Genomic DNA, 20,017 nt, shown 5'->3' with positions numbered 1-20,017 from the left:
GGTCACCCAGGAGGAGGCTGCCTGATCGCCATCTCCGTACCATTCCAGCCTTCTACTCACCCGTCCACCGTTTCAATCTCCGCGTCGACCAGACACCAGGGCGCATAGCGGAAATCGCGGATCTGGATGACCTGATCGTCCCTCCATTCGACCAGCATGAAGCCGCGCACAGCGCCGTCGGCCGCCTGCGGGTCGCGGATGAGGATCGCCGGCCGGCCGTCGACCACGCCGAGCGACAATGTCCAGTCGCGCAAACGATCGTAATTGCCGAAATAGGTCGAAACCTCGGCCTTGCCGCGCAGGCGGACGCGGTTGACGACGTCGAGCCGGACGTCCTCGGCGATCAGTGCCCGCACGGCGTCGAAGTCGCGCGCGTTGAACAGGTCGACATAGCGCCGCAGCCGGCGCTCGTCATCGGCGTCGAGCCTCGGCGCGAGCGCCTGCTCGGGCTGCAGCGCCAGCAGCTTGAGCTGCGGCCGCCCGCGATGCAGCGCGGCCTTGGTGGCGGCGAGCGTCGCGCCGGTCACTTCGCAGGTCTCATGCAGGCTGAGGCCGAGCACGTCGACCAGGATCACAGCGCTGCGCTGCGGCACCGAAAGCTGCATGAAGGAGCGCAGGCTGGTCTGGGCGGCGAGCCGGCTGTCGGCGCTGCCGGAGGGATCCTCGATGACGCTCATGTCGGCCTCGGTCATGCGCGACCTTTCCCGATTGCGCCGCCGCAGATGATCCTGCGCGGCATTGTGGGCGATGCGAAACAGCCATTGCTCGGGACGTTCGACGATCGCACCGCCGTCGATCGCCTGCAGCGCCTTGATCAGCACCTCCTGGACGATGTCCTCGCCGTCGATCACCGAGCCGGCCATACGCGCGCAGTAGCGATGCAGCCTTGGCCGCAACCCGACGAGCATCACCTCCAAAGTCGCCCTGTTCATTTTCGGCGTAGCGTCCCATTTCTGCGCGAGCGGCATGGCAGGCGCTACCCGGCTTTCTGATCCGCCAGCATACGGTAATTGCCGATGACTTTGACAGGCGATCGCAATGCCGGGGTCGAACGGCGCTCGGCGTGGTTTTCCGTAAACGCCTTGAAGGCCGCAAGCCCGGTCAGCGCCGACGAATCGCCGTCCTGGCCGACGATGTGGACGAACGAGCCGTCGTCCAGCTCGAGCACGAGATAACACACCGTCGGCGGTGCCGCCTCGCCCAGCGCTTCAAATACTTTTTCGACCAGCACGCGGTTATCTTCCAGGTCGGCTTGCTTCACACCGTATCGAATGAGCGCGTAGTTCATCGTCGTCTCCTGACTGGTTGGTATGAACGAAGGACGACCGGCTGCGCTGAAAAGATTCTCCTTGCCGAAGAATCTTTTCGGTTGCCCGCATCGTCTTTCCCGCGTGGGCGGCTGCGCGGCAGCCGTCAAGCAGGAGAGACGATCATGCATATCCAGTTTGCCGAGCTTCCGGTGTTCGAGCAGGACCGCGCCAAGGCGTTCTACACCAGGCATCTCGCCTGCCAGGTCATGGCCGACCAGAAAATGGGTGATGGCGGCTGGCGCTGGATCGAGCTGGCATTTCCGCATGCCGTGACGAACCTGCATTTTGTCAGGCGCGCCGACGACGCACCCGGCGCGGAGCCGGTATTGGTGCTGGTCGACGAAAATGTCGGGGCAATGATCGCAGCCATGAAAGCGGGCGGCGTCGAGATCGTCACCGAAGCGCATGAGGCGCCGTGGCAGCCGGGGCGCACGGTGGCGGAGTTTCGCGACAGCGAAGGCAACCGCATGGTCCTCGCCAGCCGATAAGGCACCGGAGCCCTCTGTCCGGCGGGGCGTCGTACCTAAGTCCTACCTCCGGCCGGACCATCGGCCGTACTTCCTTCGTATTATTATTTCGTGACCTCTGCGCGCCGGAACCTTCCCTTGCATCGGGCGTTCGGGCGCTGTATCGCGATGCCTCATATTTAGGCAGGCGGAGGAAATACGAATAGGGCGGGTGGCAAAACAAACATGGGCCGGGGAGGAGCATCTTACCATGTCGAACCGTAAAATCGGAATGTCCCACAGTTTGGGGCTGCGCGTCGCTGACCTCAAATCCAGAATGCAAAGTGCCCAGATTACCGAGCATGAGATCAAGACATTTCAAAAGGTTGCGGCCATTATGGGCGGCGCCAAAGGCTCACTGCGCCTCGATGCGGACGATCTGATCGCCGCGTCCTTCCTTGTCGATCCCTTGGAAGATCTCCCGCTCTCCAGTTGAAGGCGCTGAACGCAGGTCGAAATCCTATCGGGTTTGAACCTGCGATTGCCGCCGGCGGAGCATCCGCCAGCCCAAACCGCATGCGAGGATGACGTTGGCCAGCGCCAGACCGGAAAGCGCGGCCAACGTCCCGTGCGGGCCGAAGCGCTCCAGCAGCAATGCGCCGGCCGAGGGTGCCGCCGCCTGGGCGATCAGGCTCGGCATGGCGAGGCGGCCCATCAGCTTCGCATAGCCGTTCGAGCCGAACAGCGCGAGCGGCAGCGTTCCCCGGGCGATGGATTCGAGGCCGATGCCCGCGCCGTAGAAGCCGAGCGCCAGCGGGATGATCGGCATGCCGGCCCAGAGCGTCGAAACGCCGATCGCCACAAACGTAACCGAGGCAAACTTGGTGAAAATCGGATGGTGGTAGCGCGCGATCATCATCTCGATCGCGCGGGCCGCCACCTGGGACGGGCCAACCAGCACGCCGAGCCCGACGGCTGCGGCAAGCGCCATGCCGCTGCCTTGCAGGATGGTGAGCAGATGCACCGACAGCGTCGAGGAGATCACAGCCGCAAGTGTCAGGGTCGCGGCCAGAACGATCACGATCGACGGATCGGCTTGGTTGTCGAGAATGGGTGCCGCCTCCTTCAATCCTGGTTTGACTGCCGGTTGCGGCGGCTCCCGGGGCAGGATCACCAGATAGAGCGGAAGCGCAATTGCCAGCTGAAAGGCGGCGTAGACCAGGCAGGTGCCGCGCCAGCCGACCTCCCCCAGCAGCAAGGCTGAGATCGGCCAGCAGATGGTGCTCGCAAGGCCGCCGAACAGCGTCAGCATGGTGATGGCGGAGCGCGCGCCGTGGCCATAGTGGCGGCCAAGCGTTGCGAAAGCGGCATCGTAGAGCCCCGCCCCCATGCCCAGGCCGACGATCAGCCAGGCAGCGATATAGGCCACAAGGTTGGGGGCAACGGCCAGCCCAACCTGGCCGACCCCGATGCATCCAGCGCTGAACGCCAGGACATTGCGGCCGCCACGCCGCTCGATCGACGACCCGACGCGCGGAGAGATCAATCCGGCCACAAGCAAGCCAAGGGACAGGCCGCCGACAACCCATGCCAGCGGCCAGCCGGTATCGGAGGAGACTGCCGGCGCGATGACCGCGGGAAGATAGTAGGAAGAACCCCACGCCATGATCTGCGTCAGGCCAAGCGCGGTGATGATCGCGCCGCGGCTGCGCAGGATGGCCGGCGAAGGCGGCGAAAGACTCATGCCGCGACGCTGCAGCCACAGCCGCCTTTGCCGACCGCCTTCGCCTTGGCGTCGGCGACACAGCACGCATCCACCGCTGCCGGCGCCGGACCGCCGCAGCACCCCTTGTCGGCCACGCCGATCCGCGGCACGGTGCAGACGCCGGTCTCGGGCAGCACGAGCTGGACATTGTCGGCCGCCACCATGTCGCCGGCGATCGCCGCCGCGACCGAGCGGACCTGCTCATAACCGGTCAGCAGCAGGAAGGTCGGCGCGCGGCCATAACTCTTGATGCCGACTGTGTAGAACCCGTGCTCGGGATGGCTGAGCTCACGGTGGCCGTGCGGCGGCACGTCGCCGCAGGAGTGCTCGTTGGGATCGATCAACGGTCCCAGTGCCTTGACGCTTTCCAGCCATGGATCGAGCTCGAGCCGAAGCTCACGGGTCAGCGACAGATCCGGGCGTTGTCCGGTCGCGGCGATGATGCGGTCGACCGGGCCAAGCGCCTGCAAACCGTCCCTGGTCTGGCCTTCGACGACCAGCCGGCCGTTGGCATCGCGGATCGAAACAGCCGCAAAGCCCGTCACCAGCCTGACGCCGCCGCTCTCGGCGAGTTCGCGCACTTCGGCGCCGAGTTCGCCGCGTGCCGGCAATTGGTCGGCATCACCGCCACCATAGATGCGCACCAGGTCGGTGCCGCGCGTCGTCCAGATGAAAGCCGTGCCGGGCTCCACCTCCGCCAGCCTGGCGAGATCCAGCAAGGCATTGGCGGCCGAATGGCCGGAGCCGGCGACCAGCGTCGTCTTCCCCGCATAAAGGCTGCGGTCGCGGCCGAGAATATCGGGGATGCCGTAGGCTATGCGGTCGGCAAATTGCGCTTCGCCTACGGCATGAATTCCGCCGGCGCCGAGCGGGTTCGGCATCTGCCAGGTTCCCGACGCATCTATGACGGCGCGGGCGCTGTCGCGCCGCGTGCCGCTGGCGGTTTCGACCACCAGCATGAACGGCCGGGTTTCGCGTTCCTTGCTCGAGACCTTGTCGGCGCCCCAGCGCGAAATGCCAACGACGCGGGCGCCGGTTTCGATCGACGGCGACAATTGCGGAAGCTTTGCCAGCGGCTCGAGATAATCCGCGACGAGGTCGTTTGCGGTCGGGAATGCCTCGGGCTCCGGCATCCGCCAGCCATGCACCTCGAGCAGGTTTCTAGCCACCTGATCGACGCAATAGCGCCAGGGCGTGAACACCCGGACATGGCCCCAATCCCTGAGATTGGATGCAACCGCATTGCCGGCTTCGTAGACTTTGACAGGAATGCCCCGCGCGATGAGGTGGACCGCTGCCGCCAGGCCGACCGGCCCGGCGCCGATCACCGCAACGGGGAGCTTTTCGATCATCTCCATATCTTCTATCCTTCCGGTAGTTTCGAATTATACTGCCAAAAAAATCACGCCGCCGTCTTTGCCGTCGCTTCCGCCGATGCCGGCGCACAGGTGGCGTCGGCGCAGCATTCGTCTGCGAGGTATCCGATGAGCCCGTTCATGGCGGGATAGTTGGCCCGGCAGATCAGCGTCGTCGCCTGGCGCTCCTGTGTCACCAGGCCGGTGTCGACCAGCCGCTTTAGGTGATGCGACAGCGTCGAGGCGGCGATGCCGAGCCTGTCCTGGACGCGTCCGACCGGCAGCCCCTCATCGCCCGCCCGCACCAGCGTCCGATAGAGCTGCAACCGCGTCGGGCTGCCGAGGGCTTCAAGTTGCGAGGCTGCTTTTTCGAGTTTCATGGAAATAAGCTATTTCCAGAATCGCTGCACGTCAAGAGAATTTCGACAAAGATCGAAATAAGGCGATATCTAGACGACGCGCTTGCCGCTGGCGTCGATGACCACCTCGCCGTCCTCCTTGGTGAACGGGCCGATATCCGGATTGGGCAGGATATCGAGCACGGCTTCGGATGGTCGGGCGAGCATGGTGCCGAGCGGCGTCACCACGATCGGCCGGTTGATCAGGATCGGATGCGCCAGCATGAAATCGAGGATCTCGTCGTCGCTCCACTGCGGCTCGCCCAGGCCAGGTTCGGCATAGGGCGTGCCCTTTTCGCGCAGCAATTGGCGCGGCGTCATGCCCATCGCTGCGATCAGCTCGACGAGCTTTTCGCGCGACGGCGGATTTTTCAGATATTCGACCACCTCAGGCTCCTCGCCGGACTGCCTGATCATGGCCAGCGTGTTGCGCGAGGTGCCGCAATCGGGGTTGTGATAGATGGTGATGGTCATTGCGCAGCTTTCATCTGTCCGGCTGGTTTCGGTTGGGCGAGCAGCCACCCTGCCAATGTCATGGCGAGCAACGCGCCCAAAAGTTCGGCGCCGATGAAGCCCGGCAGATCGGCGGGGCGGATCCCGGCAAAAGTGTTGGAGAACGCACGGGCGATGGCGACGGCCGGATTGGCGAAGGATGTCGATGCGGTGAACCAGTAGGCGGCGGTGATATAGAGCCCGACCAGCCAGGGGATCGAATCCGGACGGGAACGCAGGCCGGCAAGGATGGTGAAGACCAGCCCGAATGCGGCGACCAGCTCCGCAATCCATTGCCCGCTTCCGGTCCGCACCGTCGCCGACACTTGCAGGATCGGCAGTTCGAACATCGCATGCGCGAGCAACGTTCCAGCGATGCCGCCGGCAATCTGGGCGGCGACGTAAGCCAGCGCTGCGTTCGTTTCGATCTCGCGTCGAAGCGCGAATACCAGCGTCACCGCCGGGTTGAAGTGCGCTCCGGATATCGGTCCGAATATGGTGATGAGCACGACCAGGATCGCCCCGGTCGGCAAGGTGTTGCCGAGCAAGGTGAGTGCGACCTCGTCGGTCAGCTTATCGGCCATGATACCGGAACCGACCACGGTGGCGACCAGAAGAGCCGTGCCGAGGGCTTCGGCAACAAGGCGGCGGGAGAGGTTGGCCAAGACGAACCTCCCCTAGCAGTTGCAGGTCACAGCCTGGATGACAGGCTGGCAAAGTTCCGGCGCGCCATTGCAGCAATCCTCCATGAGGTAGGCCAGCAGATCGCGAAACCTGGTCATGTCGGCGAAGTAGCGCACGCTGCGGCCCTCTCGTTCGGTCCGCACCAGGCCGGCATGCGACAGGATCTTGAGATGGGCCGACATCGTATTCGGGAACGCGGCGAGCCGTGAGGCGATCTCGCCCGCAGCCACGCCCTCGGCGCCGGCCCGCACCAAAAGGCGAAAAACGTCCAGCCGGGTCTCCTGGCCGAGCGCGGCAAGTGCCGAAAGGGCGAGCGTCTTATCCATGTTTCCAGATTTCCAGAAATGGGGAATAGAGTCAACGCGCGGTGTCGGTGGCGCAATGCAATCGCTCGAGGTTTGAAGTCGCCCTCTGCTCTGAGCGTTGGCGCTGCCCCTCACCTGCCTGCCGGCACCCTCTCCCCGTATAGTGACGGGGAGAGGGGTGCTCTCGTCGCTGCTTTCGCCAATCGCCAGCATTGCGAGAAGGGCGCCGAGGCCGCGGTCAGCCCCTTCTCCCCGTCCCTATACGGGGAGAAGTGCCCGGCAGGGCGATGAGGGGCGGCGCCGACTTCGATAATTGGCCGTCTCCAACACCAACCTGGCGCAATCGCCTGTCCAAAGCGATTGCCCCGCGCCGGCGACGGCCCACCCCGGCTGATCAGCCAGGCACTGTGGCGGCGACCGCATCAGCGCGACCAAGGCCGGCAACCGCTTTTCTGACCCGCTGCAAATGCGCCTGGCGTCCCGCGGCCGAGACGCTGTCCATCCGGTAGAGCGCCAGGAATTTGGTCCGGCACAGCGGATGGCAGACGGAGCGGAAGCCGCGCAGCAGGGTCCGCCGGCCGGGCTGTCCCATGATCCACGACATCAGCGGCGTGGCGCCACATGTGGTCATTGCGATCACCCGGCGTATGTGCCGCAATTTGGGCCGCGGGCCGCGTCGTTCCGTCGGCATCTCGAAAGCGAAGCCCGGCACCAGCACACGCTCCAGCCAGCCTTTCAGCATCGCCGGAAGGCCATACCACCAGGTCGGATAGATGAAGACGACCGCCTCCGCCCAGAGCAGCTCCTGCGCATGTTCGTGCACCGGTTGCAGGTTCGCCGCCTTGTCGTGGTAACCGCGCCATTCCCGCGTGCGCATGACTGGATCGAAGCCGGTCGCATAAAGGTCGAGCAGGTGGACCTGATGGCCGCTTTCGGCAAGCGTCTCCAGCACCGTGTCGCGCACGGCGCCGTTGAAGCTGTCGGTGCAGGGATGGCAATAAACGACGAGGACCTTCATCTTGGGCTCGGTCGCGAGAGTGCATGCAAGCGCGTCGCATGCAAACAAGCCACCCGCAGACGTAGTCGATCAGCTGTTTTCATGTGAAGCCCCGCAGCCCCGGTATCAAGACGCAACAGCTCCGGTCGCGTCAAGGCCCGTTCGTGCGCAGACGTGGGCTTGCTGGGGCCAAAACCTAACAGTGGATTCGGTTTTCGATCAGCATTGTTGCCCGAAAGCCTGCGCCCTAGCTTCACGGCGTGTCCAAAGCGTCAGGAGAGAAAACATGCACACAGGAAAACTGAGCGGCAAGATCGCCTTGGTGACGGGCGCCTCTTCCGGCATAGGCGAGGCGACCGCCTTGGCGCTGGCGGCCGAGGGCGCCACGCTGGTGATTGCCGCGCGGCGCACTGAGCGCCTAGACGACCTGGCGAGGCGGATCCGTGAGACCGGCAGCGCGGCACTGCCGATTGCCGTCGACGTCACCGACGAAACGCAAGCCACGGCGATGGTCGAGCGGGTCCAGCAGGAGTACGGCCGGCTCGACATGCTGCTTGCGGTTGCCGGCGTCGGCGTCGCCGCGCCGTTCCGCAACACGACGCCGGAAGAATACCGCCGGATGGTCGACGTCAACATCCTGGGCCTGCTTTATCCGATCCATGCGGCACTGCCGTCGATGCAGCGGCAAGGCGCCGGCCACATCGTCGTGGTCTCGTCCGGCACCGGCCGTTACATCCACCCTTCGGTGGTCTATTCCGGCACCAAGCACGCGGTGAGCGCGATGGCGGAATCGCTGCGCCGCGAGATCGGCAAGGATGGCATCCGCGTCACCTGCATCGAGCCTGGCGCCGTCAAGACCGAGTTCACCCAGAATATGCGCGCCGATGTGCGCCAGGCGGTCGAGCAAAGGCTGGGCGACATGGAGCAGCTGGAAAGCGAGGACATCGCCGCCGCCATCCTGTATGCGGTGAGCCAGCCGCCACGGGTCAACGTCAACATCCTGACGCTCTATCCGACCGAGCAGGCGTGAGGGCCGCAAAGGTGGTACCCTGCGCCCCCGCAGCCCTGCAGCATCATCCGCCGATCATCAGCGTGAACACAAGCTGCCGCAACTTGCCGCCCGGGCCGAATTCGACCCGGTCGAAATCGCGGCTCGCCTGCCGTTGTGCCTGCGAGATTCCGGCGAGCCGTCTCGTCACTTCGATCCTGATCTTGCTGCAGCCACGGTCATCGGCGACGGTCAGGCCAATGGTGGCCGCCTCGATCTTGTGCACCATGTCGACGATGCTGGCGCCGTGCACCTTCTCGTGGGCGGCGAGGCCAGCTGCGAAAACCTCCCAGTTCTTCTGGATTGCGCCCGGCAGCCGCGCGGCCGGCTTCGGCAAGGTGTAGGTGATGATCAGCTTCGGCTGCGCCGACACCAGCACGCAGGCGTCGCCTTGCGGCTTGTAGTCCCTCACCCAGGTCAGCTTGAAATTGGTATGCGCGATGACGCGGCGTTCGCCGAGCAGCGGCCCGCGCCCGCCGATCGAGGCGTAGAGCTCCGGCCCGGATTGCCCTGAGATGGCATAGGTCTCGACCTTCTCGACCGCCTGCCAGCCGGCATGCGCCGGCGATATCGGCAGGAAGGCGAGCAGCAGGCAAAGGCGAATGGCTGTTTTCATGCAAGTCCTCGCAGCCGCTGCGCACGACGCAAACGATATGCAGTTCCCTTCCGTGGACATAGCCGGCGGCCGGCTATAGTGGGATGCTCGTATACAAGAATCCACAGGCAACATCATGTCGCCGCGACCGAACATTGCCCGGCAACGCCCTGCCCCCGGGGCCCAGCCTCCCGGCGTCAGCCTCTGTCGCGCGCTGTCGAAGCTTGGCCTGTGCTCGCGCAAGCAGGCCGAGCTTCTGGTTGCCGAGGGGCGCGTGCGGGTCGCCGGCAAGATCGTGCGCAACGGCTCGATGCGCGTCGATCCAGGCCGCGATCGCATCGAGGTCGACGGCCGCCGCGTCGCCGCCGAGCGCAAGGTCTATCTGATGCTCAACAAGCCGCGCGGGCTGGTCACCACTCGCGACGACCCGCAGGACCGCGGCACCGTCTATGATTGCCTGGCAGGCCTCGACCTGCCTTTCGTCTCCCCGGTCGGCCGCCTCGACAAGGCCAGCGAAGGCCTGCTGTTGATGAGCAACGACACGCGCTTCGCGCAGCGCCTGCTCGATCCCGCCTCGCATGTCGCCAAGACCTATCACGTGCAGATCGGCGCGCTGCCCGACGAGGCCATGCTGGCGCGGTTGCGCGCCGGCGTGACAGTCGACGGCGAATTGCTGACGGCCCGGTCCATCGAGCTGCTGCGCGGCGGCACCAGCACCGCCTGGCTGGAGATCGTGCTCGACGAGGGCCGCAACCGTCATATCCGCCGGCTGCTCGCCGCCCACGATATCGAGGTGCTGCGCCTGGTACGGATCGCGATCGGCCAATTGCAGCTCGGCGAGCTTGCCAAAGGCAAGGCACGCCATCTGAGCGCGGAAGAGCTGGCGATGCTTCAGGCCTAGCCGGCTGGCGGCGACTCGATAGTCAGGCAGCTGCCAGTCGAAGCCCACGTGACGCAGCAAGCAGCGCGGGCGGACAAGGGTCGCTTTCGACTCCTGGCGGATATTCCTGACCGACCGCTCACACGGGTTCGACCGATATCAATGTCTGTCGGTATTACATTCCGTCAGCACACCACAGATCGCAGCCGGCGGCGTTGATTTCCTGCATAAAAATCTTGAGCGATTCTTGGGCAGGCATGGGAAGCTGGCCAACCAACGGGACAAACAAATCGATCAGGGCCTGGCGATGGTCTGGAGAGATGCTCTGCGCGAGATAGGGACCATCTGCTCTCAGCGATTCAACAAGAACTATCTTGTTTCCCTCCTTCAGAGCCGGGTCAGCCAGAAAAATCGAGGCGCCACGAAACATTTTCTCTATGCCTCCTCGAGCTTTGGCTCCGTTGGGGCGCAACATTTCGGCAGCGTTAGGTTGGTGCGCTAGGAAATCATTGAAAGCTATCTGCGAAGCGGCAGCAGCCCGAATCAAAAGCGCGAATGTCTGCGTAGCTTCATCCTGCAGAGGCAATGAGCTATTTTGGCTATAGAGCGCGAGTAGCGACCGACTTCTGTCCATTACGAAAGACAGTGCTACCAGGTCGCCCTCATCGTATGGCGGCGAACCTATCAAAGCCCCGCCGTCCCAAATCTTGTGCAGTAGATCCCGGTCCGTTGGATCTTCAAGATTTGGCAATTTGCCTTCAATCCGGCGCTGCTGCAAAAGTTCATCCAACTTGGCGAACAAATCCTTCGCATAAGCCGAGCCTGTTGGTGGAACATGGGCGTGAGCCCATGTCGAAAATAGGATGGCAAAAATCGACCACACCAAACGTTTCACGGCCGTTCCTTTACTTGACTACCTTCAGAGGGCGACGGCGTTGTGCAATCAAGGCCAAGCGATAATCGATATTGTCAATCGGAGCACCATGTTCCTTTGCTTCGAGTAGAAATTTGCGAGCCTCCTCGAACCTCAGCAAGCGCTTCTCATACAGGACCGCCAAAGCGAGCCTATGGGACCACTCGGTCGGTTCCATTTCGATCGCGTGCAACAACGCCTTTTCTGACTCGTCGTACCGGTCCGTCAATTCGCGAAGAAAAATACCGTATTGATTATAGGTCCAAGCTGAAACGCCCGAGAGTCCGAACACCTTGTCGAACGCCTTTTGAGCCTCTGTGGGCGTGTCTGTTTCGAACGCCATCAGAGCTGCCAGATTTTCCCACACCTTGACATAATCCGGCTTGAGTTCAATCGCGCGTCGATACGCCGCCTTGGCGTCGGCGAAACGGGCCAGATGATGATGATAGACAAAGCCGAGATTGAACCACGACCATGCGTGCTCCGGATCGATTTCAACGCACCGCAGTGCAAGCTTTTCAGCTTCATGGTAGCGGGCCAACCGGCGACGTAGCAGTCCCGACAACTTCCCTGTCGCCCAGCGATAGCGCGGATCAATTTCTATTGCCTGGCGATAGGCCTCTTCAGCCGATAAATAGTTGCCGATTGCATCGAGCATCTGACCGAACGATGCCCAGGCGACGCAGGCATCTTCTGTGGTTGCATCGAGGCGGCATTGCTTGAATGACTGATAGGTGGATTCCGCGATCTCCCGCGCCGAGTTCCCAAGGCGGTGTGTGTCGGCAACGCAATCCCAGATGATCGCGTTGCGCGGGTGCGCGGCTATTCCCCGTTGCAAGGCGGCCAAAGCCAGCTGCGGCGTTTCCATTTTGTCGCGCAGGAACAAGGCAAGCAGGATATAGTCCCGCCCGGTGTGCACCTCGCCCTCTGCGCGCGTAACGTTCTCGGCACATAAGTCAGGGAGATTGAGCTTCTTGAACTGCTGAGCGAAGAAAAGGCTCGTCTGCGCGCTACGGTGCGTATCGATTTTCCACCGCTCGTAGAAGGCATGGACGCTCGCTTCGCTCAAAGCCATAGTCGGCCCTTCGGCAACTCCGCAAAACCAGACAAAATTGTCGACAAATCGCCAAAGCTGTTCCCTGTCGGATACAGCATCAATTGCCCGCAAGAGAACCGACACCGCGGTGTCCAGGCTGCTTTCCTCGGCCTCCAGTTCGACAAGCCCTGTCCAGGGATCGAGGTTAGCGGGATCACGCTCTATCTTCGCAACCAACGTCTCGCGCGATTCAAATTGAAATGTAAGGGGTTCATCAGTTGTCATTGTCGGAAGAAGCCTTGGCTTTGCCGCACTGGGCCAGCACCTTGCCGATGGCGGCGGATGAGCCGGCAAGCGGAAAGCTGTTCTCGCCATATTTGCCCGAGGCGACCGTGACCTCGCCCTTGGAGCGCAGCAGGGCCAACAGCGGGTCGGTGCTGCTCAATTCCACGGTGAAGGTGTTGTACATTTCTTCGAGTTGAAGCGTCTTGGTCACCGCCTTGCCGCCGGCCTTGAACGCGAACGAAGCGATGCCGGGTTCCAGTTGCGGACCGCTGTCGCCCAAATCATAGCTCAGCGTCGGCTTGCCGAAACAGGCCAGCGTCAGCTGGGCGCCGCCATTCGATCCGCCGCAGACCGACGCCATCAGCACTTTGCCGCCCTCCTCTTCCTCCAGTTTCGCCGTCCAGCCGCACGGCGCGGCAAACGCCGGCTGCGCCGCTTGCAGGACGACCTGAGCGGCGACGCAACCCGCCACGACGAATTTCGCCAATCCGCTTCGCATGATCTTCCCTTCCCAAGTCATCGAACCATCGTCGGCCACGTGGCATCAAGGACTATACAAAACAAATTGTCCCGTGGCATTACCGGCGACACCAGGGCGCTGTAGCAATTCAGGCGATTGATTTTCGATCGAGTGGAAGCGGCACCAGCACCGCCTGGCTGGAGATCGTGCTCGACGAGGGCCGCAACCGCCATATCCGCCGGCTGCTCGCCGCCCACGACATCGAGGTGCTGCGCCTGGTACGGATCGCGATCGGCTCGCTGCGGCTCGGCGACCTTGCCAAGGGCAAGGCACGCCATCTGAGCGCGGAAGAGCAGGCGCTGCTTCCGGCCTGAGCGACCAGGCACTGGAGGCCCCTCGAACCGAAGCGGCAATTGACATTTGCATCTCTGTTTCATATTTTCCATTTGTGAAATCGAAATGCGCCGATGCAGTCAAAGTGTCAGGCTGACACGCATGGGCGAAGCTGGCTTGGAAGCCGGAGAGAAAACATGGCTACGGCGTTGCGGGCGGTTCCCAGATTCCTGGACGAATTGGGCACGTTTGGCGGTCTCAAGGGAACCGATATTGCAAACATCACCGACGTGTCCAAGGCCACGGTTTCGAGGTGGAAGGCCGGCGACATCAAGCCCCAGCCGCGCAGCGAGCTCATTCTATCGGACCTGCACTATATCGTCGGCCGACTGCAGGAATTCTACGAGCCAAGCGATATCCGCACCTGGCTTTACGCTCGCCACCCGCAATTGAACGGTGAAAGGGCGATAGATCTCATTCACGACGACCGTGCTCTCGACGTGCTCAAAGTCATCGATCGGCTTGAGAACGAGGTCTTTCTCTAGTTGGCGATCGCCGGGCGGAAACGACGCGATAGCCGGCTCATCGACGCTATCGAGGCAATAGTTCCGGTCGAATACTCCGGAACGGTTTGGCGTGTGGTGCGCCAGGGCCGCAGCCCGATCCAGTGCTCGAGCTCCGGTGGCCGTTGGGACGATGGAACATTCGACGTGCTCTACACCTCGCAGGAGCGCGAAGGTGCCTTGAGCGAGATGAGATTCCACCTGACGCGGGGGCAGCCAGTGGTCCCTTCGCGTGTCAGATACAATCTCTTCGAGATCGATCTTGCTTTGGACCGGACGCTCAGACTGCTCGACCTGGCAGCCTTGCAGATCCTTGGCCTCGACACCTCGCGCTACGGGCAGCTTTCGTATCAGGAAAAGCACGTGGAATATCCGAGGTCGCAAGACATCGGCGAGGCCGCGCATTTCCTCGATTATGACGGTCTGATCGTGCCCGGCGCGCGATATGACTGCCTGAACGTCGTCGCGTTTTGTGATCGGCTGCCGGCTGGAGCGATGACGATCAGAACCGATCACGGGGAAACTGCCTGGGCTAGCGGCGGCCCCGCTGCCGTCCATCCCCCGCACGGGTGATGCGGCCAGCGGAAGTGGCGCGCTAACATTGCCTCCAAGTGTAGAGCGTCTAACGCGCAAGGGAGGATCCATGCATATGCTCCGACTGATACCGACGCTGCTGGCGCTGCTGGCCGTCATGCCATTGAACGCTGAAGCGACCACGAAGAGGTACCCCAAGGGCCACGGCACGAATTGCGCCGAGAAGGACCAGGCGTGCCAGAAGAAATGCCAGGCTGTGCCGATCGACTACAATAGCGTCAGATCCATCAAGGGACGCAACGAATGTCTGAATAATTGCACCATCGGCTACGATCAGTGTCTCGGGGCACCCGCCCGAATCCAGGAACAGACAATCCAGGAAGACGCCGCGCAATAGAAGCCCGCTAGAGATGGCTCCAATGCGCAAGAGACATAGGTGTGATCGAATGACGGCGACAGTCCGCCGGTCGCCTTCATGTGCGGCCGCCGACTTCGTCGACATGGCGCAGCATGTCGTCGGGATCTTCATAGACGCGAAACGCGCCCGATTGGCGGAGCTCCTCGGTGCTGTAGCCGCCGCTGAGCAGGCCGACGCCGTCTCGATGCCCCCGCTGGTGGCGATCGCCCACGATATGCCCGCCTTCGTCAGCCAGACCAGCAATTCGCGCGCACCGGGGAGCGGACGGATGCGGCTCGCCGGGCGCTGATAGGCTTCGGCATGGCGCCGCCGCAGCCGGTCGACGCGCTCGGTGCTGATCTCAATGTCGGTTTCGCGCAGCAGCTGGTTGGCGAACAGCCCGCCACTCATGCCGATCTTGCGGTGGATGCGCCAGACCGACAGCTCGATATCCTCCTCGTCGAGCGCCTCCTTCCGGGCCAGCACATGCTGGTAGACGCTGTCGACCAACGTGCCGTCGAGATCGAACAGGAAAGCGGGTTGCATACGCATTGTTTTTCTCCTGGATGCTTTTCGATTGGTCGGACGTAGCGCGAGCTGACCGCAAGCACAGGCCGGGTAGTACCGCCACAAACCCGAGAATCGATCCATCCTCGCTGCCGAGTTGTGCGACCTGCCGGGCCGGCGCGATGTGTGCGCGCCGCGTCATGGATTTCGGCAAAATCCAGCCCATATTCCTAGATGTGGAGCTTTGAGCGTGAAACTCGCGCGTGCGGTCCTGCTTGCCGCGGCTTTCGTGGCTGTTGCGGCCGTTTGTCCCTCTTCCGCAACCGGAGAGGCGGACGGCCGGGAGAAAATTGTGTTGCGCGTCGAGATAGACGGCGCCATCGGTCCGGCGAGTGCCAGGCAGCTCGAGGAAGCGCTGGCGGTGGCCGCGGACCGAAACGCCCAGGCTCTCATCCTGCAGATGGACACGCCCGGCGGGCTGGTCACCAGCATGCGCGAGATGATCGCCGGCATTCTCGCCTCGCCGGTTCCCGTCATCGGCTATGTCGCGCCCGCCGGCGGGCACGCGGCGAGCGCCGGAACCTACATCCTCTACGCCACCCATCTGGCGGCGATGGCGCCCGGCACCAATCTGGGCGCGGCAACGCCGATCGAGATGGGCGGGCCGCTGCCATCGTTTCCCGGCGGCAAGAACGATGGCCCCGAGGCGGACAAGGACAAGAAGAACGCACCCGCGGGCGATGCGATGATCGCCAAGGCGACGAACGATGCCGTTGCCCTGATCCGCAGCCTGGCTGAATTGCGCGGGCGCAATGCCGAATGGGGAGAAAAGGCCGTGCGCGAGGCGGCCAGCCTGTCGGCCGGCGCGGCGCTGCAGCAGCATGTCATCGATTTCGTCGCCCGCGACACCACCGAACTGCTTCAACTGGCCGACGGCCGGACCGTCGAGATCGCCGGCAAGAAAGAGGCATTGGCGACGAAAGGGCTGCCGGTCGAAACGCTCGAGCCAGGCTGGCTCATCCGGCTTCTCGCCGTGATCACGGACCCGAACATCGCCGTCATCCTGATGCTGGTCGGCGTCTATGGCCTCGTCTTCGAATTCACGAGCCCGGGCGCGGTCGCGCCCGGCGTGATCGGCACGATTTGCCTTCTGCTCGGACTCTATGCGCTCAATCTCCTGCCGATCAGCTATGCCGGCCTTGCCTTGATGCTGCTTGGCATCATCTTCCTGGTCGTCGAAGCCTTGAACCCGACTGTGGTCCTTGGGCTGGGAGGCGTGGCTGCGTTTCTGCTGGGCGCTGCCATGCTGCTCAGGATCGAGGGGCCCGGCTTCGAGATGTCGTGGGCCGTTATCGGCACCGCCGCCGTCCTGACGCTCGGCCTGGCGCTGCTGACCGGCAGCTATCTGTGGGCGGCCCGCAAGAACGTTCCGCGTGTTGGCGCACAGGCCATGCAGGGGCTGCCGGCGGAGGTCCTCGACTGGCAGGGCAGCGAGGGCCACGTGCTCGCCCGGGGCGAGCGCTGGCGGGCAAAAGCCGACGAACCGCTTGCAGTGGGCGACAGCGTCGAGGTGGCCGATGTCAGGGATCTTGTGCTGACGATACGGCGCCGCAATGTGAGAAGCGATGGAGCAAGGCAATGATCATCGGTTATGTGGCCTATCTGGCAGCAGCGCTCGTCGTGGTCATGTTCCTATCCGCGGCCATTCGCATCCTGCGGGAATATGAGCGCGGCGTGGTCTTCACGCTCGGCCGCTTCACCGGGGTCAAGGGCCCCGGCCTTATCATCCTCATCCCCTTCGTGCAGCAGATGGTGAAGGTCGACCTGCGAGTGGTGGTCCAGGACGTGCCGCCGCAGGACGTGATCTCGCGCGACAACGTCTCGGTGAAGGTCAACGCGGTGCTGTATTTTCGTATCGTCGACGCCGAGCGGGCGGTGATCCAGGTTGAAGACTTCATGACCGCCACCAACCAGCTGGCACAGACCACGTTGCGCTCGGTGCTCGGCAAGCATGAGCTCGATGAAATGCTGGCCGAACGTGACAAGCTCAACAGCGATATCCAGGAGATTCTCGACCAGCGCACCGATGCCTGGGGCATCAAGGTCTCCGATGTCGAGATCAAGCATGTCGACCTCAACGAGAACATGGTCCGCGCCATCGCCAAGCAGGCCGAAGCGGAACGGCTGCGGCGTGCGAAAGTGATCAATGCCGACGGCGAACAGCAGGCGGCGGCAAAGCTCGTCGAGGCCGGCAAGATGCTGGCCGAAGCACCGCAGGCCATGCAGCTACGCTATTTCGAGGCTCTCCATGACATCGCCGGTGAGCGCTCGTCGACGGTCGTGTTTCCGGTGCCGATGGATCTGCTCGGTCATTTCATCAAGCAGGGTGGTGGAGGCGGAGGCGGCTGAGCGCGTAATCTCCCCCCTCGAGGGGGAGATGGCCGCGAAGCAGCCAGAGGGGGTCGTCTCACATAGATCGCCGACGCCTTCCTCTACGAGAGACGGCGCTGACGCTCCACGCGCCGCGACCCCCTCTGTCGCCTTCGGCGACATCTCCCCCTCAAGGGGGGAGATCAGCACCCTCACCTCCGCCACGGCGGGACCGGCGCAAAGCGTTTGCCGATCCAGTCGGCGAAGGCACGTGTCTTGGCGGCTTGCCCCTTGGCCGAAGGCATGACGACATAGACGGCGCCCTCGTCGGCAAGCGTCCAGTCCTCCAGCACTGGCACCAGCCGGCCGTCGGCGAGCTCGCGTCCGACCAGCCAATCCGTGCTCATCATCAGTCCGACGCCTTGCACGGCGGCTTCGACCAGCACCTCGGCGTCGTCGGTGACCAGCGGCCCGGAGACCTCGATACTGACGCGCCGGCCCGAACTGTCGGTCATCTCCCAGGCCGGAAAGGTCTGGAAACCCGAGAAGCCCAGGCAACTGTGTTCCAGCAGCGCCTCCGGCGCAGTCGGCGTGCCCCGGCGGGCGAGGTAGGACGGCGCGGCGCACAGCAGCCGCCGCCGTGTCGCGACCTTGCGCGCCACCAGCCGCGAATCCTGCAGCGCGCCGAGACGCACGGCGACGTCGAAATTCTCGGCGACGAGATCGACGAAACGGTTGGAGAACTCGGCCTCGATACGAACGTCGGGAAATTCGGCGAGAAACTGCGGCAGCAGCGGGCCGATCCACATGCGCCCGAACGAGCCGGGCAGCGCCAGCCGCAGCACGCCGCGCGGCCCGCCGCCGGCATGCGCCGACGCGGCAGCCTCGGCCTCGTCGACCGCAGCCAGGATGGCGCGGACGCGAACGAGAAATTCCGAACCCGCCTCGGTTAGCGACACGCTTCGTGTCGTCCGGTGCAGCAGGCGCACGCCCAACCGCTCTTCCAGCGAGGCAAGGCGCCGCGACAGGATCGTCGCGTCGCGGCCGATGCGAGCAGCCGCCTTGGTGAAGGAGCGTGCTTCGGCGATTGCCGCGAAGGCGGCCATTTCGACCAATGCTGCCGGTTCGTGCGATTGCTGCATCAGGCGCAGAGCTCAAATGTAAAACACAAGGATTATATACCAATAGCGCAGCAGCTAGTTTCACTCAATCCCGGCCCGTCAATCGGCCATCAACCGGAGTGAGACATGAAAGCGATCGAACTGACTGCCCCGAGACTGGACGCGTTTCGCGCGGCCACCGTTCCCACGCCTGAACCGCAGCGCGGCGAAGTGCTGATCCGCCTGCGCGCCGCAAGCCTCAATTTTGTCGATGTCGCGATAGCGAGCGGCAACTATCCAGGTCCGAGCTTTCCGCTCATTCCCGTCGTCGACGGCGCCGGCGAGATCGTCGGTATCGGCGAGGGCGTGTCGAGGCTCGCCATCAACGACCGCGTCATCGCCCATGCAAAACCGCGCTGGATCGGCGGCCGTCCGCGGCCTTATGAGACCAGAGAGATGCGCGGGCTGACACTGCCCGGCTCGCTCGCCGAATATGTCGCGCTGCCGGCCAATGCCGTTGTGCCGATGCCGGCGCATCTGTCCTTCGAAGCGGCAGCGACGCTGCCGATCGCCGGCACCACCGCGTGGAATGCGCTTCGCGCCGCCGATGCCGGGCCGGGGTCGGTCGTCGTCCTGCTCGGTACCGGTGGTGTCTCGATCTTGACCCTGCAGCTGGCCAAGGCAGCCGGCGCCACGGTCATCATCACCTCGTCGTCTGACGAAAAGCTGGCGCGCGCCAAGGCCTTGGGTGCGGATCATCTCATTAATTATCGTGAGACGCCGGACTGGGACGCCAAGGTGCTCGAGTTGACCGACGGGCTCGGCGCCGATCTGATCGTCGAAACCGGCGGCGCGGCCACCTTCGCCCGCTCCATCAATGCCGCGGCGCCCGGCGGCACGGTGTTCGCCATCGGCTTCGTCACCGGCGCCGAGGCCACCACGAACCTGCTGCCGATCATCATCAAGGCACTCAAGGTGGTGGGCAACAACACCGGTTCAGTATCCGACCTGCGCGACGCGGCGCGCGCCATCGGCGCCGCCCGTATCGATCCGGTCATCGACACGGTCTACGGCCAGCACCAGGCGACCGAGGCCTACGCCCATATGGCAGCCGGCGGCCGGCATTTCGGCAAGCTTGCGTTTACGTTGACGTGGTGAGCCTGGAAAGGCAGAGCGCGGCTTCATTCCAGCTTGGGTTCCTCACCCCACGAAAGTGGGGAGAGGTGGCTCGGCGAAGCCGAGAC

At 63.7% G+C, this 20,017-nt stretch carries 24 protein-coding genes and 2 pseudogenes; 11 read left to right on the top strand and 15 right to left on the bottom strand.

What is annotated here, in order from left to right:
• Positions 1-56 precede the first annotated feature (56 nt).
• Together NKI70_RS10680 and NKI70_RS10675 are read right to left on the bottom strand one after the other, a co-directional pair.
• On the bottom strand, positions 57-932 hold the full coding sequence (locus NKI70_RS10680) for a sigma-70 family RNA polymerase sigma factor (protein WP_352724569.1): 876 nt from the start codon (positions 930-932) through the stop codon (positions 57-59).
• 44 nt (positions 933-976) lie between these two features.
• Positions 977-1,288, bottom strand: coding sequence for a hypothetical protein (locus NKI70_RS10675; protein WP_352569167.1), 312 nt, complete (start codon positions 1,286-1,288; stop codon positions 977-979).
• Between the two features lie 144 nt (positions 1,289-1,432).
• Between NKI70_RS10675 and NKI70_RS10670 the strand changes: the two genes are divergently transcribed.
• Complete coding sequence (locus NKI70_RS10670) at positions 1,433-1,798, top strand: VOC family protein (RefSeq protein WP_352569166.1); 366 nt, start codon at positions 1,433-1,435, stop codon at positions 1,796-1,798.
• Between the two features lie 229 nt (positions 1,799-2,027).
• The gene (locus tag NKI70_RS10665; protein ID WP_031213090.1) at positions 2,028-2,252 is read left to right on the top strand and encodes a hypothetical protein; all 225 of its coding nucleotides are present in this window, start codon (positions 2,028-2,030) and stop codon (positions 2,250-2,252) included.
• A gap of 24 nt (positions 2,253-2,276) precedes the next feature.
• On the opposite strand, the gene NKI70_RS10660 is transcribed toward NKI70_RS10665, so the two are convergent.
• From NKI70_RS10660 to NKI70_RS10630, 7 genes are all read right to left on the bottom strand, one after another.
• Entirely contained in the window at positions 2,277-3,500 is a 1,224-nt protein-coding gene (locus tag NKI70_RS10660) for an MFS transporter (protein ID WP_352569165.1), read from the bottom strand.
• Complete coding sequence (locus NKI70_RS10655) at positions 3,497-4,873, bottom strand: NAD(P)-binding domain-containing protein (RefSeq protein WP_502896712.1); 1,377 nt, start codon at positions 4,871-4,873, stop codon at positions 3,497-3,499. Before NKI70_RS10655 ends, NKI70_RS10660 begins: the two co-directional genes overlap by 4 nt.
• 50 nt (positions 4,874-4,923) lie before the next feature.
• Positions 4,924-5,256, bottom strand: coding sequence for an ArsR/SmtB family transcription factor (locus NKI70_RS10650; protein WP_023680363.1), 333 nt, complete (start codon positions 5,254-5,256; stop codon positions 4,924-4,926).
• A 69-nt stretch (positions 5,257-5,325) separates the two neighbouring features.
• Positions 5,326-5,748 carry an arsenate reductase (glutaredoxin) gene (gene arsC, locus NKI70_RS10645; RefSeq protein WP_352457334.1) on the bottom strand — a complete coding sequence of 141 codons (423 nt, stop codon included), beginning with the start codon at positions 5,746-5,748 and terminating at the stop codon, positions 5,326-5,328.
• The gene (locus tag NKI70_RS10640) at positions 5,745-6,431 is read right to left on the bottom strand and encodes an aquaporin (RefSeq protein ID WP_352569163.1); all 687 of its coding nucleotides are present in this window, start codon (positions 6,429-6,431) and stop codon (positions 5,745-5,747) included. Before NKI70_RS10640 ends, arsC begins: the two co-directional genes overlap by 4 nt.
• 12 nt (positions 6,432-6,443) lie before the next feature.
• A complete protein-coding gene (locus tag NKI70_RS10635; RefSeq protein ID WP_352457336.1) occupies positions 6,444-6,776 on the bottom strand; it encodes an ArsR/SmtB family transcription factor in 333 nt (110 codons plus the stop codon).
• 373 nt (positions 6,777-7,149) lie between these two features.
• Positions 7,150-7,773 (bottom strand): NAD(P)H-dependent oxidoreductase, encoded by a 624-nt coding sequence (locus NKI70_RS10630; RefSeq protein WP_352569161.1) that lies wholly within the window; start codon positions 7,771-7,773, stop codon positions 7,150-7,152.
• 265 nt (positions 7,774-8,038) lie between these two features.
• On the opposite strand from NKI70_RS10630, the gene NKI70_RS10625 reads away from it, so the two are divergent.
• Complete coding sequence (locus tag NKI70_RS10625; RefSeq protein ID WP_352724568.1) at positions 8,039-8,782, top strand: SDR family oxidoreductase; 744 nt, start codon at positions 8,039-8,041, stop codon at positions 8,780-8,782.
• 43 nt (positions 8,783-8,825) lie between these two features.
• Here NKI70_RS10625 and NKI70_RS10620 read toward each other — a convergent pair whose 3' ends face one another.
• Positions 8,826-9,416 carry a DUF922 domain-containing Zn-dependent protease gene (locus NKI70_RS10620; RefSeq protein ID WP_352724567.1) on the bottom strand — a complete coding sequence of 197 codons (591 nt, stop codon included), beginning with the start codon at positions 9,414-9,416 and terminating at the stop codon, positions 8,826-8,828.
• A 115-nt stretch (positions 9,417-9,531) separates the two neighbouring features.
• Here NKI70_RS10620 and NKI70_RS10615 point away from each other — a divergent pair, with 115 nt between their 5' ends.
• On the top strand, positions 9,532-10,296 hold the full coding sequence (locus NKI70_RS10615) for a pseudouridine synthase (RefSeq protein WP_352724565.1): 765 nt from the start codon (positions 9,532-9,534) through the stop codon (positions 10,294-10,296).
• 154 nt (positions 10,297-10,450) lie between these two features.
• On the opposite strand, the gene NKI70_RS10610 is transcribed toward NKI70_RS10615, so the two are convergent.
• The 3 genes from NKI70_RS10610 to NKI70_RS10600 are packed head-to-tail and all read right to left on the bottom strand — an operon-like array spanning position 10,451 to position 13,008.
• Positions 10,451-11,170 carry a hypothetical protein gene (locus NKI70_RS10610; protein ID WP_156937484.1) on the bottom strand — a complete coding sequence of 240 codons (720 nt, stop codon included), beginning with the start codon at positions 11,168-11,170 and terminating at the stop codon, positions 10,451-10,453.
• 10 nt (positions 11,171-11,180) lie between these two features.
• A complete protein-coding gene (locus tag NKI70_RS10605) occupies positions 11,181-12,509 on the bottom strand; it encodes a tetratricopeptide repeat protein (protein ID WP_352724564.1) in 1,329 nt (442 codons plus the stop codon).
• Positions 12,499-13,008 (bottom strand): hypothetical protein, encoded by a 510-nt coding sequence (locus tag NKI70_RS10600; protein ID WP_245274855.1) that lies wholly within the window; start codon positions 13,006-13,008, stop codon positions 12,499-12,501. Before NKI70_RS10600 ends, NKI70_RS10605 begins: the two co-directional genes overlap by 11 nt.
• Before the next feature lie 140 nt (positions 13,009-13,148).
• Here NKI70_RS10600 and NKI70_RS10595 point away from each other — a divergent pair.
• The 4 genes and pseudogenes from NKI70_RS10595 to NKI70_RS10580 all read left to right on the top strand — a co-directional run.
• Positions 13,149-13,343, top strand: a pseudogene (locus tag NKI70_RS10595) (pseudouridine synthase); the annotation flags it as partial.
• A 156-nt stretch (positions 13,344-13,499) separates the two neighbouring features.
• Complete coding sequence (locus NKI70_RS10590; RefSeq protein WP_254819704.1) at positions 13,500-13,847, top strand: antitoxin Xre/MbcA/ParS toxin-binding domain-containing protein; 348 nt, start codon at positions 13,500-13,502, stop codon at positions 13,845-13,847.
• On the top strand, positions 13,848-14,438 hold the full coding sequence (locus NKI70_RS10585) for an RES family NAD+ phosphorylase (RefSeq protein WP_352724563.1): 591 nt from the start codon (positions 13,848-13,850) through the stop codon (positions 14,436-14,438).
• 76 nt (positions 14,439-14,514) lie between these two features.
• A complete protein-coding gene (locus NKI70_RS10580; RefSeq protein WP_352621346.1) occupies positions 14,515-14,796 on the top strand; it encodes a hypothetical protein in 282 nt (93 codons plus the stop codon).
• A gap of 76 nt (positions 14,797-14,872) precedes the next feature.
• On the opposite strand, the pseudogene NKI70_RS10575 reads toward NKI70_RS10580, so the two are convergent.
• Positions 14,873-15,348 (bottom strand): annotated as a pseudogene (locus tag NKI70_RS10575) (HAD family hydrolase).
• Positions 15,349-15,553: 205 nt separating this feature from the next.
• On the opposite strand from NKI70_RS10575, the gene NKI70_RS10570 reads away from it, so the two are divergent.
• Complete coding sequence (locus NKI70_RS10570) at positions 15,554-16,945, top strand: NfeD family protein (protein ID WP_352541189.1); 1,392 nt, start codon at positions 15,554-15,556, stop codon at positions 16,943-16,945.
• On the top strand, positions 16,942-17,712 hold the full coding sequence (locus NKI70_RS10565; protein ID WP_023680344.1) for a slipin family protein: 771 nt from the start codon (positions 16,942-16,944) through the stop codon (positions 17,710-17,712). The genes NKI70_RS10570 and NKI70_RS10565 overlap by 4 nt, the downstream gene beginning before the upstream one ends.
• Before the next feature lie 173 nt (positions 17,713-17,885).
• Here the strand turns inward: NKI70_RS10565 and NKI70_RS10560 are convergent, their stop codons facing one another.
• Complete coding sequence (locus NKI70_RS10560; protein ID WP_352621348.1) at positions 17,886-18,815, bottom strand: LysR family transcriptional regulator; 930 nt, start codon at positions 18,813-18,815, stop codon at positions 17,886-17,888.
• A 105-nt stretch (positions 18,816-18,920) separates the two neighbouring features.
• Here NKI70_RS10560 and NKI70_RS10555 point away from each other — a divergent pair, with 105 nt between their 5' ends.
• On the top strand, positions 18,921-19,931 hold the full coding sequence (locus NKI70_RS10555) for a zinc-dependent alcohol dehydrogenase family protein (protein ID WP_023677329.1): 1,011 nt from the start codon (positions 18,921-18,923) through the stop codon (positions 19,929-19,931).
• Positions 19,932-20,017 lie beyond the last annotated feature (86 nt).

Source organism: Mesorhizobium sp. M0500 (assembly GCF_040321165.1).
GTDB lineage: Bacteria > Pseudomonadota > Alphaproteobacteria > Rhizobiales > Rhizobiaceae > Mesorhizobium.
Note: the sequence above shows the minus strand (reverse complement) of the source record. Positions and strands in the feature narration are given on the sequence as shown.

What these genes read in the sequence shown, in the direction of transcription:
- NKI70_RS10560 (WP_352621348.1), bottom strand. Translation starts at nt 18,815, where the DNA reads ATGCAGCAATCGCACGAACCGGCAGCATTGGTCGAAATGGCCGCCTTC.
- NKI70_RS10660 (WP_352569165.1), bottom strand. Translation starts at nt 3,500, where the DNA reads ATGAGTCTTTCGCCGCCTTCGCCGGCCATCCTGCGCAGCCGCGGCGCG.
- NKI70_RS10580 (WP_352621346.1), top strand. Translation starts at nt 14,515, where the DNA reads ATGCTCCGACTGATACCGACGCTGCTGGCGCTGCTGGCCGTCATGCCA.
- NKI70_RS10675 (WP_352569167.1), bottom strand. Translation starts at nt 1,288, where the DNA reads ATGAACTACGCGCTCATTCGATACGGTGTGAAGCAAGCCGACCTGGAA.
- NKI70_RS10555 (WP_023677329.1), top strand. Translation starts at nt 18,921, where the DNA reads ATGAAAGCGATCGAACTGACTGCCCCGAGACTGGACGCGTTTCGCGCG.
- NKI70_RS10590 (WP_254819704.1), top strand. Translation starts at nt 13,500, where the DNA reads ATGGCTACGGCGTTGCGGGCGGTTCCCAGATTCCTGGACGAATTGGGC.
- NKI70_RS10680 (WP_352724569.1), bottom strand. Translation starts at nt 932, where the DNA reads ATGAACAGGGCGACTTTGGAGGTGATGCTCGTCGGGTTGCGGCCAAGG.
- NKI70_RS10605 (WP_352724564.1), bottom strand. Translation starts at nt 12,509, where the DNA reads ATGACAACTGATGAACCCCTTACATTTCAATTTGAATCGCGCGAGACG.
- NKI70_RS10620 (WP_352724567.1), bottom strand. Translation starts at nt 9,416, where the DNA reads ATGAAAACAGCCATTCGCCTTTGCCTGCTGCTCGCCTTCCTGCCGATA.
- NKI70_RS10630 (WP_352569161.1), bottom strand. Translation starts at nt 7,773, where the DNA reads ATGAAGGTCCTCGTCGTTTATTGCCATCCCTGCACCGACAGCTTCAAC.
- NKI70_RS10655 (WP_502896712.1), bottom strand. Translation starts at nt 4,873, where the DNA reads ATGATCGAAAAGCTCCCCGTTGCGGTGATCGGCGCCGGGCCGGTCGGC.
- NKI70_RS10670 (WP_352569166.1), top strand. Translation starts at nt 1,433, where the DNA reads ATGCATATCCAGTTTGCCGAGCTTCCGGTGTTCGAGCAGGACCGCGCC.
- NKI70_RS10665 (WP_031213090.1), top strand. Translation starts at nt 2,028, where the DNA reads ATGTCGAACCGTAAAATCGGAATGTCCCACAGTTTGGGGCTGCGCGTC.
- NKI70_RS10615 (WP_352724565.1), top strand. Translation starts at nt 9,532, where the DNA reads ATGTCGCCGCGACCGAACATTGCCCGGCAACGCCCTGCCCCCGGGGCC.
- NKI70_RS10625 (WP_352724568.1), top strand. Translation starts at nt 8,039, where the DNA reads ATGCACACAGGAAAACTGAGCGGCAAGATCGCCTTGGTGACGGGCGCC.
- NKI70_RS10565 (WP_023680344.1), top strand. Translation starts at nt 16,942, where the DNA reads ATGATCATCGGTTATGTGGCCTATCTGGCAGCAGCGCTCGTCGTGGTC.
- NKI70_RS10635 (WP_352457336.1), bottom strand. Translation starts at nt 6,776, where the DNA reads ATGGATAAGACGCTCGCCCTTTCGGCACTTGCCGCGCTCGGCCAGGAG.
- NKI70_RS10600 (WP_245274855.1), bottom strand. Translation starts at nt 13,008, where the DNA reads ATGCGAAGCGGATTGGCGAAATTCGTCGTGGCGGGTTGCGTCGCCGCT.
- NKI70_RS10650 (WP_023680363.1), bottom strand. Translation starts at nt 5,256, where the DNA reads ATGAAACTCGAAAAAGCAGCCTCGCAACTTGAAGCCCTCGGCAGCCCG.
- arsC (WP_352457334.1), bottom strand. Translation starts at nt 5,748, where the DNA reads ATGACCATCACCATCTATCACAACCCCGATTGCGGCACCTCGCGCAAC.